This is a genomic window from Sphingobium sp. (genome assembly GCF_049304695.1).
In the GTDB taxonomy this organism is placed as follows: Bacteria; Pseudomonadota; Alphaproteobacteria; order Sphingomonadales; family Sphingomonadaceae; genus Sphingobium.
Genome location: NZ_JBAQOK010000081.1, coordinates 46,899 through 63,127, shown reverse-complemented (window position 1 = coordinate 63,127; position 16,229 = coordinate 46,899). Strand labels below are relative to the sequence as shown.

Below are 16,229 nucleotides of genomic sequence, written 5' to 3'. Positions count from 1 at the left end.
TAGTGCAGGCCGCCGTTGGAATGCGAGACGGAGGCCAGCGCCAACGCATAGTATTTGCGTATGAAATGGCGGGGTGTGACCAGTCAGGCAGCTGGCGAGTGCGCATGGAGCCTGTCGCGGACTTTCCTGCGACCGGTAATAGCTATGATGGGCTGAGAGTGGCGACTATGCGCCCGAGAATGGTGGACAGGGCTGGATTCGAACCAGCGTACGGGAAACCCGGGCAGATTTACAGTCTGCTGCCTTTAACCACTCGGCCACCTGTCCAGTGCCTACGCCGATCGGGGAAAAAATGCGCCCCCGATCACGCTGGAGGCGGCTCAATGGCGAAAGGAGGCTTGCCTGTCAATGGCAGGATGTGAAAAGAGCGCTTCCATGAAAAAAGCTAATCGTTCCACCAAGCCCAAGGGTGCCTTCCCCCGCTTCTATGGCCGTCATGCCGTCATTGCAGCACTTGCCAACCCCGATCGCATCGTGCGCAAGATATGGGGCACGCGCGAAGCGCTCGGCGCGCTCGATCTGCCGCCCGTGCTGCCCATCGTCTATGCCGATGTGGCGGACATGGGCCGCATGGTGCCGTCCGACGCGCCGCATCAGGGGATCGTCGCCGAAGTCGAGGCGCTGGACGACGTATGGCTGGGCGATGTGCTGGAACAGGGGCGCGATGACAAACGGCCGATCCTGGTGCTCGATCAGGTGACCGATCCGCATAATGTCGGCGCGATCCTGCGGTCCGCCGCCGCGTTCGACGCACTGTGCATCGTGACGCAGGACCGGCATGCACCGCCCGAATCGGGTGTGCTGGCGCGCGCGGCGTCGGGCGCGCTGGAAGTCGTGCCATGGGTGCGGGTGGTGAACCTGTCCCGTGCGCTCGATGAGATTGCGGATGCTGGCTATTGGCGCATCGGCCTGGACGGCGAGGCGGACACGTTATTGAGCGACGCCATCGGCGAATCGCGGGTCGCGCTGGTGCTGGGGGCGGAGGGCGAAGGATTGCGCCACAACAGCATGGTGCATTGCGACATCATCGCCAAATTGCCGATCAGCCCGCGCATGGAGAGCCTGAACGTATCCAACGCGGCGGCCATCGCGCTATACGCTGCGGCCAGTCGATAATCAGCTATATCGGCGGCATGAGGTTGATGCCGCCGATCCGCTTCAAGCGTCGATCAGTCTTCCGGTGCGATCGTGACGCGCAGACCGTCGAGCGCGTCGGTCAGCACCAGCTGGCACGACAGGCGGCTGGCTTCGTTGCGATGATCGCTGCTGTCGAGCAGGTCGTTTTCATCTTCGCTGAGCGCAGGCAGGATGTCGGCAAAGGCAGGATCGACATAGACATGGCAAGTTGCGCAAGAGCAGCAGCCACCGCAAAGCGCCAGCAATTCGTCAAACCCATTGTCGCGAATGATTTCCATCACCGACAGGCCATTGTCGCCATCGACAGCCTGTTCTTCGCCCGCACGGTTGACCACGATCAGTTTCGGCATTTATCCAGTCCCTATCATATTTTCTTCGTCGCTCTGGCTGACAGGCGCAGGGAAATCAAGGGGCAGCAGGAAAGACGATGATCGCCACGCATGACCAGATCGCCGCCAGCCTTGATGCGCTGGCCACCATCGAACCGGGATTTGCCGCCGCCATCGCCCGCGTGGGCTATCCACCGCCCCGGCGGCTTGCGCCGGGGTATGAAACATTGTTGCGAACGATATTGGGGCAGCAGGTGAGCGTCGCATCGGCCGCAGCGGTCTGGCGCAAGCTGGAGGCGGGACTGGGCGTGGGCTGTGCGCCCGAACAACTGATCGCGCGGGATTTCGATACGTTACGCGCCTGCGGGCTGTCGCGCCAGAAGCAGGGTTATGCGCGCAGTCTGGCGGAACTGGTGCTGTCGGGGGAACTGGACCTGCTTGCGCTGCCGCAGGATGACGAAGCCGCGATTGCAGAGCTGGTGCGGATCAAGGGCATCGGGCGCTGGTCTGCGGAAATCTATCTGTTGTTCGCCGAAGGACGACCCGATATCTGGCCAGCCGGTGACCTGGCCGTGCAGATCGAGATCGGCCGGATGCTGGGTCTGCCCGAACGGCCAAGCGAAAAGACCGTGCGCGCGCTGGCGCAAGCATGGCGTCCCCATCGCGGTGCAGTGGCCATCCTGGCCTGGCACCATTATAATACGGAGGTTCTGTGACAGTCCTGCCCCACGCCCGCTACATTATCGTCCATCATGATGGCGCATGGAAGATAAACCTGAACAACAGCTATTACGGCCCCTTCCCTACACGCGCGGCCGCCGTGGAGAGTGCGACCGACACAGCGCGCAAGGCAGGGGACGGCGGCTATCCGGCATCGGTGCTGGTGATGGAGGGGACCGCGTTCGAGACGGTGTGGACCAACCAGCCGGAATGATCTGCATTTGTTCCAGACGACGGTAGATTCTTTCGCATTTTCAGGAACCGGGCTGCCGAACGGAGCATTATCTGTCGGCAACTTCTCGGACTATATAATGTGTAAGAAAATACTGATTGTTGAGGACGAGATTTTCGTTGCTCTGGAAATCGAACAGATCGTCGAAGATGCAGGGTTCGAGGTGGCAGCTATTGCCGCCGATAGGGCCGCTGCACTGGAGGCCGCTGCGGGATGCGACATTGCGCTGGTCGATCTGAACCTACGGGATGGCCCAACCGGGCCGTCGATCGGGATGGACCTGGCGGCGCAGCATGGCATGCGCATCATTTATGTTACCGCCAATCCTGCCCAGATTGGGGCCGCTTCGGTCGTGGCTCTGGGCGTAATCACAAAGCCATTTCGCGCGCATAGCGTGTCGGCTGCGCTGCGATTGGCGGCAGCGGACCAGCCCGAGCCGCATATGGCGGATATTGCTGGCTTTATCCCTTTTCTGCCACCCGGCTCATCGAACGGGCAGGAATCGAGAGGCGGAGCGCCAGTCCGTCCGGCCTCCATTCGCGCGTGATCCTGCCGCCCAACTGACGCTCGACGCTGAGCGTTATCAGGCGGCTGCCGAAACCATCGCTTCCACCTGGCTTAACCGTCGGGCCGCCTTCTTCGCGCCAGTCGATGCGGATGTCGTCTTCGACACGATCGATATGCAGCAGTATCCGACCATCCGGCACCGACAACGCGCCATATTTGGCAGCATTGGTCGCGAGTTCATGGAACAGGAGCGCAAGCGGCGTGGCTGAACGATCGTCGATCGGTACATCTTCGCCCGACATCTGAATGCGAAGACCAGCTTCGTCATCATAGGGCGCGAAGATCTGGTCCAGCACGCCGCGTAGCAGCCCCCGCCCCTGTCCGGGCTGAGGCGCTGAATCAGCACTGTGCGGGCGCACGAAGTCATGCGCGCGGCCCAGCGCCAGGATGCGATCGCGCAAATCGTCGGCGACGGCGCGGATTTCGGGATGCTGGCGTGCAGACAGTCCGATCAGCCCGGCGATGACCGAAAAGATATTCTTGATGCGGTGCGACAGTTCGTGCGCGATCATTTCGCGCTCTTCGAGCATCAATTTCTGTTCGTGGATGTCGGTGCAGGTGCCCATCCAACTGGTGATCGTGCCGTCCGCGTCGCGGATCGGCAAGGCCCGCCCCAGCGTCCATCGATAATCCCCGCTATGATGGCGCAGCCGATATTCGATCTCATAAGGCGCGCCCGTTTCGAGGCTGGTCCGCCAGCGCTTCCAAGCCCGTTCCTGATCGTCGGGATGGAACATGTCGTTCCATCCTTCGCCATCGGTCGAACCTTCCGGCACACCGGTAAAGTCGTACCAGCGCGCGTTGTAATAAACATGCAAGCCGTCGGGCAGCGTTGACCACACCATCTGGGGCATGGCGTCAGCCAGAGTGCGGAACAGGCGGTCGCTTTCCGCAACGGCGCGCGCGTCGAGTTGCTGCTGCTCCGTCACTTCGCGATGGCGGCGGCGGCCCTCCAGTTCGGCCATGACCTGCCGCGCCATCAGCGAGAGACCCTGCCGTTGCAGGTCGGTCAGCCCTTCGCGCGGGACCGTGTCGATGACGCACAGCGCACCAAGGGGCGTGCCATCGGCATCAATCAGCGGTGCGCCGGCGTAAAAGCGGATATGCGGCGCGCCGGTAACGAGCGCATTGTCAGCAAAGCGCGGATCAAGCCTGGCGTCGGGGACGGTGAAGATGTGATCGCCCAGCATGGCAAGCGCGCAGAAGGACACGTCGCGCGGGGTGCCATCGGCATCGAGACCTGTGCGCGCCAGAAACCGCTGCCGTTCTTCCTCCACGATGCTGACCAGCGCGATCGGGGTGTCGCACAGGGATGCGGCAAAGGTCGCGATTTCATCGAGAGTGCGGAAGCCGCCTGCGTCGAGATCGTACAGGGCCAGCAGGCTCGTGCGATCGATCATCACGCCGCATGTGTCAGCCATCGCTGACCCGTTCGATGTCCGCGCCAACGGCGGACAGTTTTTCTTCCAGCCGCTCATAGCCGCGATCGAGATGATAGACGCGATTGACCTGCGTTTCCCCTTCGGCTGCAAGCCCCGCCAGAATGAGGCTCATGGAGGCGCGCAAGTCGGTCGCCATCACGGGCGCGCCGACGAGACCCGACACGCCGCGAACGACGGCGGTGCGCCCGTTGACGGCGATGTCCGCGCCCATGCGGGCGAGTTCGGGTACGTGCATGTAGCGGTTTTCGAAGATCGTCTCGGTCAGGACCGATGCGCCGTCGGCCATGGTCAGCATCGCCATGAACTGCGCCTGCATGTCGGTGGGGAAGGCCGGGAATGGCGCGGTCGAGATCGTCAGCGGGCGCAGCTTGCCATCCGACGACACGCGGATGCCGTCTTTATGCACGTCCACCTGAACGCCAGCGTCGCGCAGCGCGGCCAGGATGGCATGCATGTCGTCGGCATTGGCGCCGATCAGGTCGAGCGATCCACCGGCGATGGCGGCGGCGCAGGCGTAGCTGCCCGCCTCGATTCGGTCGGGCATCACGCGATAGGTCGCACCATGCAGGCGATCACGACCATGGACGATCAGCTTGTCGCTGCCCACACCCTCGATATCCGCGCCCATCGCCAGAAGCAGATTGCACAGATCGACGATTTCCGGTTCGCGCGCGGCATTTTCGAGGATGCACGTCCCCTTCGCCAGCACGGCGGCCATCAGCGCGTTTTCGGTCGCGCCTACGGACACGACGGGGAAGGTATAGATGCCACCGGGAAGCCCGCCATCGGGCAGGCTGGCGCGGACATAGCCCGCCGCGATCTCGATGATCGCGCCGAACGCTTCGAGCGCTTTTAAGTGCAGGTCGATCGGACGGTTGCCGATGGCGCAGCCGCCCGGCAGCGACACACGCGCTTCGCCAGCGCGGGCCAGCAATGGTCCCAGCACCAGGATCGACGCGCGCATCTTGCGCACTATGTCATAGGGCGCTTCGGTCGATGTTACGCGGCCTGCGCGCATCGTCATGACGCGGCCGAAATCCTCCGGCCGGGCACCCTCTATCATGGTCGATACGCCAAGCTGGTTCAGCAGATGCCCGAAGCTGTCGACATCGGCGAGGCGCGGCAGATTGCGCAGCGTTACCGGCTCGTCCGTCAGCAAGGCGCAGGGTAGCAGCGTCAAAGCTGCGTTCTTTGCGCCGGATATGGGAAGGCGGCCATTGAGGGCATTGCCGCCGCGAATGTGAATACGGTCCATTGGTCAGGGGTAATAGCAACAAACGTCAATCACGCAAGGCGGGTGGACGAAGATTGGCCGCCAAAACCGGGCCTTTCGCGCCGCATCTGGTAACAATTGCACAAAGCTGCCGTCATCTTGATCGAGTTTAGTGCGGCAACTGAAAATGCAGCCAAAAGACAGTCAAGGCGTTCTGCCATCGAAACGACAATATCTGACAAAAAGGTTTACTGGTGGCGACAAGCTGTTTCGCTGAAAAGCTGGCGGACTATCTGCCCCTGTCCGATGCAGAAAAGACAGCATTGGCCCGGCTTGAGGAAAATCCCCGCAAAGTGAAGCGCGGCGCGATGATCCAGCGGGTGAACGAGACAGTGACGGAACTGTTCGTGCTGCGTGAAGGGCGGGTGATGAGTTTCGTCATCCTGCCGGACGGCAGCCGCCAGATATTGCGCGTCTATTTCCCCGGCGACTTTATCGGATCGGCCAGCACCATTTACAGCAAGGCGCCGGAATCGCTGGTCGCCCTGTCCGATTCGATCATCTGTCCGTTCGACCGGGCGAGTCTGGGCCGATTGCTGGACGCGCACCCCCGTGTCGCCGCGCTGCTGTTTCTGCTGTCTACTGCGGAGCGGGTGGCGATGACCGACCGGCTGGCCGCGCTGGGGCGGACTTCGGCCAAGGCGCGGGTTGCGGCCTTTCTGCTCGACATGTTCGACCGGTTGCGGGTGGTAGACGAAACCATCGTCGACAGTTTCGACCTGAAGCTGACGCAGGAGGAGATTGGCGATTCGATCGGGCTGACGTCGGTCCACGTCAACCGCATGATCCGCCAGATGGAGCAGGAAGGGCTGATCAGCCGGTCGAGCGGTCGCATCACATTGATCGACATGGCGCGGCTGGAGGAGGTCGGCCATTATACCAACCGGCTCAAGGACATGGACCTGGATTGGTTACCCGCCACCTGACGCATTGCGTCACGCCAGCAGTTCGACATCCCAATAAAGCCAGTCGTGCCAGCTTTCATGCAGATAGCCGGGCGGAAAGGCGCGGCCATGTTCGAGCAATTGCCAGCTGGTCGGACGGATCGGCTGCACATAGAGTTGCATCCCGGCCTGTTTGGGGGTGCGCCCGCCTTTTTTGAGGTTGCAGGGCGAACAGGCGGTGGCGACATTTTCCCAGGTCGTGCGGCCGCCCGATCGACGCGGCACCACATGATCGAAGGTCAGGTCGCTGGACGTGCCGCAATATTGGCAGGAAAACCGGTCGCGCAGGAACAGGTTGAAGCGCGTGAAGGCGGGATGTTCGGACGGCTTCACATATTGTTTGAGCGCGATGACCGACGGGATTTTCATGTCCACGCTGGGGCTATGCACATGCCGGTCGTAGCTGGCGATGATGTCTACCCTGTCCAGGAACACGGCCTTGATCGCCGTCTGCCATGGCCAGAGGCTGAGCGGATAATAGCTGAGCGGCGTATAATCCGCATTGAGAACAAGCGCCGGACAGTTTTCCGGGTGTCGTATGATGTCGGGATGGTACATAGATAAAGACTCTACCCCCTTGCCAACGCCGCTGATCCACCAGCAACGTGACAAGAGCATGACAGCATTAACCAGCATTGTCCGTCAAGAGCCTGTATGACGCACGCCACCCCGCCACAGCATATGGTGACCCGCTTTGCGCCCAGCCCCACCGGCCGGTTGCATGTCGGCCATGGCTGGTCTGCATTGATGGCGATGGACATGGCGCGCGCGCATGGTGGCGCTTTCCGGCTGCGCATCGAGGATATCGACGGGACACGGAGTCGGCCCGAACATGTCGCGGGGATCATGGAGGATCTGGCCTGGCTGGGCGTCGCGTGGGACAATGACGTCATGGTCCAGTCCCAGCGGATCGAGCATTATGACGCAGCGCTCGGGCGCTTGCGGGCGATGGGGCTGCTCTATCCCTGTTTCTGCACGCGCGCCGACATACAGGCGAGCCTGACCGCGCCGCATGGGCCGGAGGGGGCGATCTATCCGGGGACATGCCGGGGTTTGGAGGATGCCGAGCGGGCGCGGCGGATCGCGGACGGGGATGCCCATGCCTGGCGGATCGACATGGGGCGGGCGGTGGCGCGAGCCGGAAAGATCACATGGCGCGCGCCGTCCTCTCCGCCGATCATCGCCGACCCGCTGGTCCATGGCGATGTCGTGCTGGCACGCAAGGATGCGCCGGCCAGCTACCATCTATCCTGCACGCTGGACGATGCGGCGATGGGCGTGACGCATGTGCTGCGCGGGGGTGATCTCTACGGCGCGACCGACATTCATCGGCTGCTTCAGGCGCTGCTCGACCTGCCCTCCCCTTTTTATATCCACCATCCGCTGCTGGTCGGTCCCGATGGCAGGCGGCTGGCCAAACGGGACGGTGCCATCGCGCTGGCCGACCTGCGCGCGCAGGGGATGGACCCGGCGCGACTGGCCGATGACCTAAGGGACAATCGCTTTCCGGTTGGAATCACTTTGGGAAGCGCCTAGAGTCGGTGCCATGAATACGGTCCTTGTCATCGCCCTCATCCTTGCCATGGCCGCGACGTTGTTCGCGCTGATCCGTGGCATCATCGCATTCCTCCAGACCACCAAGGAGGAATTGAATATGCCAGAGGGCAGCGGTCCCGGCCCGTCGCGGCTGAAACAGAATAAGATGATGATGAACCGCATCCTGTTTCAGGCAGCGGCGATCATCATCGTCGCCATCCTGCTGCTCGCCAAGGGCAATGGCTGAAGTGGGAGCGCCGACGAAAGCGCCTGTTCCATGGTCAAGCTGAACAAGATCTACACCCGCACGGGCGACGACGGCACGACTGGTCTGGTCGATGGATCGCGCCTGCCCAAATATGCGCCGCGTATGCAGGCGGTGGGCGATGTCGATGAAGCCAACAGCGCGATCGGACTGGCGGTGCTGGCTTTGGGCGATGCGCCCGAAGCAGCTTGGTTGACGACGATTCAGAACGATCTGTTCGATCTGGGCGCGGATTTGGCCACGCCGATACCGGACGGCGCGGACGAACCATGGGCTTTGCGCATCGTCGCGACGCAGGTCGCCCGGCTGGAACAACAGATCGACGCGATGAACGCTGACTTGTCGCCGCTGGACAGTTTCATCCTGCCGGGTGGATCGCCCGGTGCCGCAGCAACGCATCTGGCCCGCGCGATTACGCGGCGGGCCGAACGCAGCGCCACCGCAGCGGCAGTGGATATCGCGATCAACGCCCATGCGCTCGCCTATCTCAACCGCCTGTCCGACCTGCTGTTCGTGCTGGCGCGCCGGTTGAACGACAATGGCGCGGCAGATGTGAAGTGGGTGCCGGGCGCGTCCCGCTGATCGCCACGGCCTGACTCATCGGCGGCACGGGTCAGCCTATTACGCGTCGTTAATCCTGTTTCTTCAGCTTCGGTTTACCTGACATCCCCGACCGTGCGTCCCGATCCAATCATTTGGCCGATCCAATCATTCGGGACCGCTTATGCAATTTTACCTCGCGACTTCCTTCATATTTCCGCGCTCGCTGCGCCTGCGTATCTTTACCCTGTGCTTCATCGCCACCCACCTGCCCCTGATCGCCTATTGCGTGTGGGGGCTGGCGACCGGGCGTATCGCCCTGGCGGAGTTCATCCTGCTGACTGTCATGACCGTGGCCGGGACGGGCCTCGCCCTGTTTGGCATTGGCGCCCTGCTCAATCCGATCCACGCACTGGCCGATAGATTGCATCAGGGCGACAATGACAATAGCGCCCTGCCCGACATCGGCGACGTTATTCACACGCTCTATACCGGCGTCCATCGCGCCGCCGCCACGACGCGCGCGCAGATCGACGACCTGCATATCGCCGCGCATGAAGATCCGCTGACTGGCCTTGCCAACCGGCGTGGCTTTATGGCGCAGGTGGAGGGATTGTCCGATGAACGCCGTCGTGGCTGCATCGCCATCCTCGACATCGACCATTTCAAGCAGGTCAACGACCAACTCGGCCATGACGAGGGCGACCGGATTTTAGCCACCTTTGCCGATCGCCTGTCGGCGCAGATGCGCCGGATGGATATCGTTGCCCGCTGGGGTGGCGAGGAATTCCTTCTCTTCTTTCAGGACGCGATCGAGGATGAAGCCTGCTGGTCGCTGTCGCGGATCGCCAGCCAGATGCGCGACACCCCGATCGGCCGGATCAACGGCCGCCCGATCAGCTTTTCCGCTGGCGTGTCCCGGTGGAGCGGCGATGGCATGGACCGTGCGATCGAGGCTGCCGACGCCGCCCTTTACGAAGCCAAGGGTGCGGGTCGGGACCGCATCTGCCGCGCCGCCGTGCCGTTACAGACCGCCTGCCCTTAAGGGTATGGGGAACCGCTCTGGCCATTCATGCGCTTTGGGATAGGAAGAGAGCAGATCACCGTATCGGAAGGGGCATGCGTGGCGAAAAGCTGGACCGAAAACCGGCAAGATGACCTGGAACGGCGCTATCGCGATGTCCGGCATCTGACGCAGACGCTGGCCACGCCCCTGTCGGACGCTGACGCCACGGTTCAGTCGATGCCCGATGCGTCGCCCGCCAAATGGCATCTGGCGCATGTGACGTGGTTTTTCGAGACGTTTGTCCTGCGCGATCATGTGGAAGGCTATCAGCCGTTCGACCCGCGCTACGCCTTTCTGTTCAACAGCTATTATGAGGCGGAAGGGCCGCGTCATGCGCGGGCCATGCGCGGCATGCTGACGCGGCCGTCGCTGGACGAGGTGCTGGCATGGCGGACGCATGTCGATGCCGCTATGGTCCGCGCACTGCCGATGCTGCCGCAAGCCGTCCGGGCGCTGGTGACGTTGGGCCTGCATCACGAGCAGCAGCATCAGGAATTGATGCTGACCGATCTGCTTCATCTGTTTTCCTGCAATCCGATGGAGCCTGCCCTGTTTGCTGCCCCCGCCGCCGCGCCAGTCGCGCTGCCGGGGCCGCTGCACTGGATCGAAGGACGCGAGGGGCTGGTCGAGATCGGCCATGGCGGACAGAGCGATTTCGCGTTCGATTGCGAAGGGCCACGGCACAAGGCGTTGCTGCATCCCCATGCGCTGGCCCATCGTCCGGTGACGAATGGCGAGTGGATCGCCTTCATCGAGGATGGCGGCTATGGCGAGGCATCGCATTGGCTGTCCGATGGATGGGCATGGGTGCAGGCGCAGGGCGTGGACGCGCCAGCTTATTGGAAGCAGGGCGAACAGGGCTGGACGCGCTTTGGGCTGGACGGGCGCCAGCCGGTAAACCCCGCTGCGCCGGTGACGCACATCAGCCTGTATGAAGCGGATGCCTATGCCAGTTGGGCGGGTGCCCGATTGCCGACCGAGGCGGAATGGGAAAGCGCGGCGCAGAATGTCGCGCCGATCAGCGGCACGCAGTTGGACGATGCGACGGCACCGCGCCCACATGCGGCGAGCGACGATGCGAACCTGACACAGATGTTCGGCGATGTGTGGGAATGGACGGGCAGCGCCTATCGCCCCTACCCCGGTTTTCGCGCCGCTCCCGGTGCGGTCGGCGAATATAATGGCAAGTTCATGTCCGGGCAGTTCGTGCTGCGCGGGGGCAGTTGCGCAACGCCGCGTGGGCATGTGCGCGCCAGTTACCGCAATTTCTTTTACCCCCATCAACGCTGGCAATTTACCGGGCTGCGCCTTGCCAAGGATCTGTAACGCGATGTTGTTGACTGAAGACGCCCCCGCCCCCACCCGCTCTGCCGATCCGGCCTTTCGCCGCGATATCTTGGCAGGCCTGTCCTGCACGCCCAAGGCGACGCCGCCGATCTGGTTTTATGACCAGCGCGGTTCGGAACTGTTCGAGGCGATCACCGATCTGCCTGAATATTATCCAACGCGGACCGAGACGGGGTTGCTGGAACGGCATGGCGCGGATTTTGCCGCCGCAGTTGGCGCTGGCCGGGCGGTCGTGGAATTTGGCGCGGGGAGCGCGCGCAAGACGCCCCATCTGCTGCGCGCCATTGCGCCCGCCGCCTATGTGCCGATCGACATCAGTGGCGATTTTCTACACGCCAGCAGCGCGGCACTGGGCGATGCCTTCCCTGGCTTGCCTGTGCTGCCGCTGGTCGGCGATTTCAATGGTCCCCTCACGCTGCCTACCGCCATCGCCGCGATGCCGCGTCTGGGCTTCTTCCCCGGTTCGACCATCGGCAATATGGAGCCGGGCGAGGCGGTCGATCTGCTGCGCGCGATGCGTCGGCTGCTGGGCGACGACGCGCAGTTGTTGATCGGCATGGACCGGATCAAGGATCGCGACCGGCTGATCGCCGCTTATGACGATGCGGCAGGCGTGACGGCAGCGTTCAACCTAAATCTGATCGCACGAATTAATCGCGAGCTGAACGGCGATATGCCGATGGATGGGCTGGCCCATCGTGCGGTGTGGAACGATGACAAGGCGCGGATCGAAATGCATCTGGAAGCGGTTCATCCGCTGACGTTCCATGTCAGCGGCGAGCGGTTTTCCATGGTACAGGGCGAGACGATCCATACCGAGAGCAGCCATAAATATGGGCCGCGTGATAGCCGCCTGCTGCTGCGCGCGGGCGGATGGAACCCGGTGCAGGAATGGAGCGATTCAGATGGGCTGTTTTCGCTGATGCTGGCGGAGGCGGCCTGAGCGGCGCGCTAAGGGCGTTCGTCCCAGCGGATCAGGCGCACGGTGCCGTCATTCTCCACCGCCAGTTCGCCAAAGGCACCCGTGCGTAATTTGAGCGTGGAGAGGGGCAGGCCCAAGGTAAGTAACGCAAAGCGCGCGGCGCCGTTGCTGGTGACGAGCAGATCGGCCCCTTTCCCACCCTCTGCGAAGAAAGCGCGCCAAGCGCCGATGCGGCGCTCTGCATCGACGATCCAGCCATCCGGAGCGATGCCGCGTTCGTCCCAGTCGGCCAAGGCCGGCGCACCGATGCGCGCGAGAACGTCAGCCTCAAGAGCATTTTCGTCCGGGCCATGGTCGATTTCCCCCAACCAGTTGCGCGTGCCGTCCAGCACTTTATCGCAGGCGGTGGCGATGGCCTGCGCCGTTTCCCTTGCGCGCAGCAGGGGGCTGGACAGCAGGCGGGCGATGGGGAAGTTCTGGCTCGCGAACCATGCGCCCAGCCTGTCGGCTTGAGCGCGACCGCTTTCGACCAGGGGGATGTCCGTACGCGATCCTATGCGGCGAGCGTCCGCGCTGCTGGCGAAGGTGTTGCCGTGGCGGATGATGAAGATACGGTGCATGGTCGGATCGACTTACAGTGGCGGCGTCGGGTCGCCATGGGTAGCGATCAGCGCCTCAACCCGGCTGATATCCGCCTGTGTATCAATGCCTGAGCTGTCGAATATGGGCGGATTGACGGCCACGGTCATGACGGGGATGCCAAGTTCCAGCAGACGTAGTTGCTCCAGCCCCTCAAGATTTTCCAGATCGGTCGGCGGGGCCGCCTCGAACCGGCGCAGGGCGTCCAGCGTGTAGCCGTACAGGCCGACATGCCGCCAGACGGGTGAACGGGGCTGACTGGCGCGCAGCCTGTCTTCGTTGCGGATGGCCGGGATGATCGCCTTTGAAAACCAGAGTGCATGGCCGTCGGGCGCGCGAGCGCAAGTGGTGCCGCTGAAGGGCGAGCGCGTCTTGTGATCGCGCAGGGCGTCGAGCGCGGGCCAGTCGAGGGCAATGACCGGGGTGGCGACCTGCGCGCCGCATTCCAGCGCTGCGATCACGGCACCCAGCGCGCCTTGCGGCTGAAAGGGGGAATCGCCCTGAAGATTGACGACGAAATGCGGCGGCGCATCCTGCTGCAACGCTGCCGCCAGCGCGCGGCCCGATCCGGTTGCGATGGCGCTGTCGGTCATGACCGCATCGCATCCGACGTCGCGGGCATGGGCGGCAATTTCGTCATCGTCAGTGGCGACGGTCAGCGCGACGCCGGTTCGCGCGCCGATGGCGGCACGCGCCATGGCGATCGTCCGATGCAACAGGGTTCGCCCGGCGATGAGCGCCAGAGGCTTGCGCGGCAGGCGGGACGATCCGGCCCGCGCGGGAATGACGACGAGGAGAGTCAGGCGACCCCGGCGTTCAGCAGGTCATGCATATGAACAGCCCCGACCAGCGCACCCTTGTCGCACACGAATAGCAGCATGATATTGCGTTCGTGCATCAGATGCAGCGCTTCATGGACAAGTTCGTCGGGCGCGACGGCCAGCGGCGTTGGCGTCATGAAACGGCCGACCGCTTCGGTCAGGTTCTGCTTGCCCGTGACGGCGCGGCGCAGATCGCCATCGGTGAACGCGCCGATCAGGCGACCGTTCTGATCGACCACGGCCGTGCCGCCCAGACGCGCGCGAGTCATTTCGATCGTCGCGTCGAGCAGCGAAGCGCCTTCCTGCACGCTGGGCACATCATCGCCCTTCGCCATCAGTTCGCGTACCTTGAGCAATTGTGCGCCAAGGCGGCCGTTGGGATGGAATTTGTGGAAATCGTCAGCAGAGAAACCACGCATTTCCATCAGCGCGATCGCCAGTGCATCACCGAACGCCATCTGAACCGTAGTTGATGTGGTGGGGGCAAGCGTGTTGGAACAGGCTTCGGGCACGTCGGGCATCATCATGCAGATGTCAACGGCGGACGCGACCGTGCTGTTATCGCGCGCCGTCATGCCCAGCAGAGGGATGGCGAAGCGTTTGCAATATTGGATGATCGGACCGAGTTCGGTCGATTCGCCCGAATGGGACAGCATCAGCACCACGTCGTCGGGCGTTACCATGCCCAGATCGCCATGGCCGGCGTCGGCGGGGTGCAGGAAGATAGCCGGTGTGCCGGTGGATGTCAGCGTCGCCGTCATCTTGCGCGCGACGATGCCGCTCTTGCCGATGCCGGTGACGATCACCCGACCGCGCACGTTCATGATTACGCCGATCAGCCGCAGGAATGTGGCAGAAAAGTCACGCTCCGCAAACTGCGCTTCCAGTGCATTGAGGCCAGACGCCGCGATGGAGAGACTGCGGCATGCTGTTTCAATGATCCGTCCGCCCGATCCGAACGGGACGATCTTCGATGCTAGTGTCGACACGTATTTGCCCTTTTTTCCGTCCGCTATCCCGGATTGCCCGGATTTCGCACACGGCGACGAACCACCAAATTCGGCTTATCGTCCTAACCTCGTTCACCGACCCCTAGCCAGTTTTATCAACCAGCACCGACGTCTGTCTACGACGTTTCAACTAGTTAACGCAATCTATTTCGCAACTGCGAACAATCGTTGAGCGTGCTAACGCGTCGCATCGGCGCAGTTGACGGGTCAGGCCAGTCGTAACGGTCAGTGATCGGGCAATGTCTTTCATCATCGAATGTGCATCGCAGCATATGCCCTAGCCTGTGGCATGATAGTCGCGATACCAGGATATGAATTGCGGCACGCCCGCTTCGATTCGTGTGGTCGGAGCATAGCCGATGTCCTGCGCGATCGCGCCGATGTCGGCGAATGTTGCATGGACGTCACCCGGCTGCATCGGCTGGAAATCGACTTTTGCCTTCATGCCGATCGCCTCCTCCAGCACGGCGATCAGGTGCATCAGTTCCTCTGGCCGGTTGTTACCGATGTTATAGAGCCGGTGCGGGCTGCGGCTGCCGCCTGCCTTGAGCGCGCCGTCATCGGCGGGGGGATGGTCGAGGCAGCCAATCACGCCCGCGACGATATCGTCGATATAGGTGAAGTCGCGCTGCATCCGGCCATGGTTGAACACCGGGATCGCCTCCCCCGCCAGAATTTTGGACGTGAAGATCCACATCGCCATGTCGGGCCGCCCCCATGGGCCATAGACGGTGAAGAAGCGCAGGCCGGTCATGGGGATGCGGAACAGGTGGGCGTAGGTTTCGCTCATCAATTCGTCGGCCCGCTTGGTCGCGGCATAGAGCGAGACGGGATGGTCGGCACGATCCTCCACGCGGAATGGCAGGCTGTCATTGCCGCCATAGACGGATGATGAGGACGCATAGACCAGATGCCGCACCCGCCGTTCGCGCGCGAGTTCAAGCATGTTGACATGGCCCGCCAGATTGGAGCGAACATAGGCATGCGGGTTGATCAGGGAATAGCGGACCCCGGCCTGTGCGCCCAGATGCACGATCGCTTCGATCACCTGATCGGCGAGCGCCGCGTGCAGCGCATCCAGATCGGCGAAATCCAGTTCATGGAAGGTGAACAGCTTACCATGGGCGGCATGCAGCGTGGCGATGCGATCGCGTTTCAGTGAGACGGGATAATAGTCATTCATATTGTCGATGCCGACCACCGCATGCCCCTGCGCCATTAGCTGGTCGGCCACCGCACGGCCGATGAAGCCCGCCACGCCGGTGATCAAAATCGTCATCTCGTCATCTCCTTCCAGCCCGGCGCAGGGATGCCGGACCGCATCCAGTCACACCCATTGCGAGACCCGATGTAAAGAGGTTTGCGCGACTTATGCGCCGGGATGGTCGATCCACCGTGGGGGACGTTTAGGCTTTCCCTAATCTTTCCCGTCTATGGCC

General features: G+C 62.8%; 19 protein-coding genes and 1 tRNA gene. 11 read left to right on the top strand and 9 right to left on the bottom strand.

All coding sequences use genetic code 11. The annotated features are described in order from the left end of the window. Nucleotides 1-180: 180 nt before the first annotated feature. Nucleotides 181-267: transfer RNA gene (locus WA070_RS15130), tRNA-Tyr, on the bottom strand. Between the two features lie 108 nt (nt 268-375). Between WA070_RS15130 and WA070_RS15125 the strand changes: the two genes are divergently transcribed. Further along, nucleotides 376-1,116 carry a TrmH family RNA methyltransferase gene (locus WA070_RS15125; RefSeq protein WP_422634750.1) on the top strand — a complete coding sequence of 247 codons (741 nt, stop codon included), beginning with the start codon at nt 376-378 and terminating at the stop codon, nt 1,114-1,116. 53 nt (nt 1,117-1,169) lie between these two features. Here the strand turns inward: WA070_RS15125 and WA070_RS15120 are convergent, their stop codons facing one another. Further along, nucleotides 1,170-1,487, bottom strand: coding sequence for a 2Fe-2S iron-sulfur cluster-binding protein (locus WA070_RS15120; RefSeq protein ID WP_422634749.1), 318 nt, complete (start codon nt 1,485-1,487; stop codon nt 1,170-1,172). A gap of 77 nt (nt 1,488-1,564) precedes the next feature. Between WA070_RS15120 and WA070_RS15115 the strand changes: the two genes are divergently transcribed. The 3 genes from WA070_RS15115 (at nt 1,565) to WA070_RS15105 (ending at nt 2,965) form a co-directional block, all read left to right on the top strand. Next, nucleotides 1,565-2,182, top strand: coding sequence for a DNA-3-methyladenine glycosylase family protein (locus WA070_RS15115; RefSeq protein ID WP_422634748.1), 618 nt, complete (start codon nt 1,565-1,567; stop codon nt 2,180-2,182). Next, on the top strand, nt 2,179-2,400 hold the full coding sequence (locus tag WA070_RS15110; protein WP_422634747.1) for a DUF2188 domain-containing protein: 222 nt from the start codon (nt 2,179-2,181) through the stop codon (nt 2,398-2,400). The genes WA070_RS15115 and WA070_RS15110 overlap by 4 nt, the downstream gene beginning before the upstream one ends. Nucleotides 2,401-2,497: 97 nt before the next feature. Further along, nucleotides 2,498-2,965, top strand: coding sequence for a response regulator (locus tag WA070_RS15105; protein ID WP_422634746.1), 468 nt, complete (start codon nt 2,498-2,500; stop codon nt 2,963-2,965). Here the strand turns inward: WA070_RS15105 and WA070_RS15100 are convergent. Both WA070_RS15100 and murA read right to left on the bottom strand, forming a co-directional pair. Then, a complete protein-coding gene (locus tag WA070_RS15100; protein WP_422634745.1) occupies nt 2,880-4,406 on the bottom strand; it encodes a PAS domain-containing protein in 1,527 nt (508 codons plus the stop codon). The two genes, WA070_RS15105 and WA070_RS15100, sit on opposite strands and share 86 nt — an antisense overlap. After that, a complete protein-coding gene (gene murA, locus WA070_RS15095; protein ID WP_422634744.1) occupies nt 4,399-5,682 on the bottom strand; it encodes a UDP-N-acetylglucosamine 1-carboxyvinyltransferase in 1,284 nt (427 codons plus the stop codon). Before murA ends, WA070_RS15100 begins: the two co-directional genes overlap by 8 nt. 209 nt (nt 5,683-5,891) lie before the next feature. Here murA and WA070_RS15090 point away from each other — a divergent pair, with 209 nt between their 5' ends. After that, a complete protein-coding gene (locus WA070_RS15090) occupies nt 5,892-6,626 on the top strand; it encodes a Crp/Fnr family transcriptional regulator (RefSeq protein WP_422634913.1) in 735 nt (244 codons plus the stop codon). Between the two features lie 9 nt (nt 6,627-6,635). Here the strand turns inward: WA070_RS15090 and WA070_RS15085 are convergent, their stop codons facing one another. Further along, the gene (locus tag WA070_RS15085; protein ID WP_422634743.1) at nt 6,636-7,202 is read right to left on the bottom strand and encodes an HNH endonuclease; all 567 of its coding nucleotides are present in this window, start codon (nt 7,200-7,202) and stop codon (nt 6,636-6,638) included. A gap of 96 nt (nt 7,203-7,298) precedes the next feature. Here WA070_RS15085 and gluQRS point away from each other — a divergent pair, with 96 nt between their 5' ends. The 6 genes from gluQRS to egtD all read left to right on the top strand — a co-directional run bounded on the left by gluQRS (nt 7,299) and on the right by egtD (nt 12,341). Next, nucleotides 7,299-8,180: a tRNA glutamyl-Q(34) synthetase GluQRS gene (gluQRS, locus tag WA070_RS15080; protein ID WP_422634742.1), complete on the top strand. Its 882-nt coding sequence runs from the start codon at nt 7,299-7,301 to the stop codon at nt 8,178-8,180. 10 nt (nt 8,181-8,190) lie between these two features. Then, a complete protein-coding gene (locus WA070_RS15075) occupies nt 8,191-8,427 on the top strand; it encodes a twin transmembrane helix small protein (RefSeq protein WP_422634741.1) in 237 nt (78 codons plus the stop codon). A gap of 30 nt (nt 8,428-8,457) precedes the next feature. Beyond that, complete coding sequence (locus WA070_RS15070) at nt 8,458-9,027, top strand: cob(I)yrinic acid a,c-diamide adenosyltransferase (protein ID WP_422634740.1); 570 nt, start codon at nt 8,458-8,460, stop codon at nt 9,025-9,027. Nucleotides 9,028-9,169: 142 nt separating this feature from the next. After that, nucleotides 9,170-10,030, top strand: a complete 861-nt coding sequence (locus WA070_RS15065) for a GGDEF domain-containing protein (protein ID WP_422634739.1) — start codon at nt 9,170-9,172, stop codon at nt 10,028-10,030. A 78-nt stretch (nt 10,031-10,108) separates the two neighbouring features. Further along, a complete protein-coding gene (egtB, locus tag WA070_RS15060) occupies nt 10,109-11,377 on the top strand; it encodes an ergothioneine biosynthesis protein EgtB (RefSeq protein WP_422634738.1) in 1,269 nt (422 codons plus the stop codon). A gap of 4 nt (nt 11,378-11,381) precedes the next feature. Further along, a complete protein-coding gene (gene egtD / locus WA070_RS15055) occupies nt 11,382-12,341 on the top strand; it encodes an L-histidine N(alpha)-methyltransferase (protein ID WP_422634737.1) in 960 nt (319 codons plus the stop codon). Nucleotides 12,342-12,349: 8 nt separating this feature from the next. Here egtD and WA070_RS15050 read toward each other — a convergent pair whose 3' ends face one another. The 4 genes from WA070_RS15050 to WA070_RS15035 all read right to left on the bottom strand — a co-directional run bounded on the left by WA070_RS15050 (nt 12,350) and on the right by WA070_RS15035 (nt 16,069). Next, a complete protein-coding gene (locus tag WA070_RS15050) occupies nt 12,350-12,940 on the bottom strand; it encodes a histidine phosphatase family protein (protein WP_422634736.1) in 591 nt (196 codons plus the stop codon). Between the two features lie 12 nt (nt 12,941-12,952). Next, entirely contained in the window at nt 12,953-13,762 is an 810-nt protein-coding gene (locus WA070_RS15045; RefSeq protein ID WP_422634912.1) for a 3-deoxy-manno-octulosonate cytidylyltransferase, read from the bottom strand. Beyond that, complete coding sequence (locus WA070_RS15040; RefSeq protein WP_422634911.1) at nt 13,759-14,718, bottom strand: KpsF/GutQ family sugar-phosphate isomerase; 960 nt, start codon at nt 14,716-14,718, stop codon at nt 13,759-13,761. The genes WA070_RS15045 and WA070_RS15040 overlap by 4 nt, the downstream gene beginning before the upstream one ends. A 349-nt stretch (nt 14,719-15,067) precedes the next feature. Next, complete coding sequence (locus WA070_RS15035) at nt 15,068-16,069, bottom strand: NAD-dependent epimerase/dehydratase family protein (RefSeq protein WP_422634735.1); 1,002 nt, start codon at nt 16,067-16,069, stop codon at nt 15,068-15,070. Nucleotides 16,070-16,229: the final 160 nt, after the last annotated feature.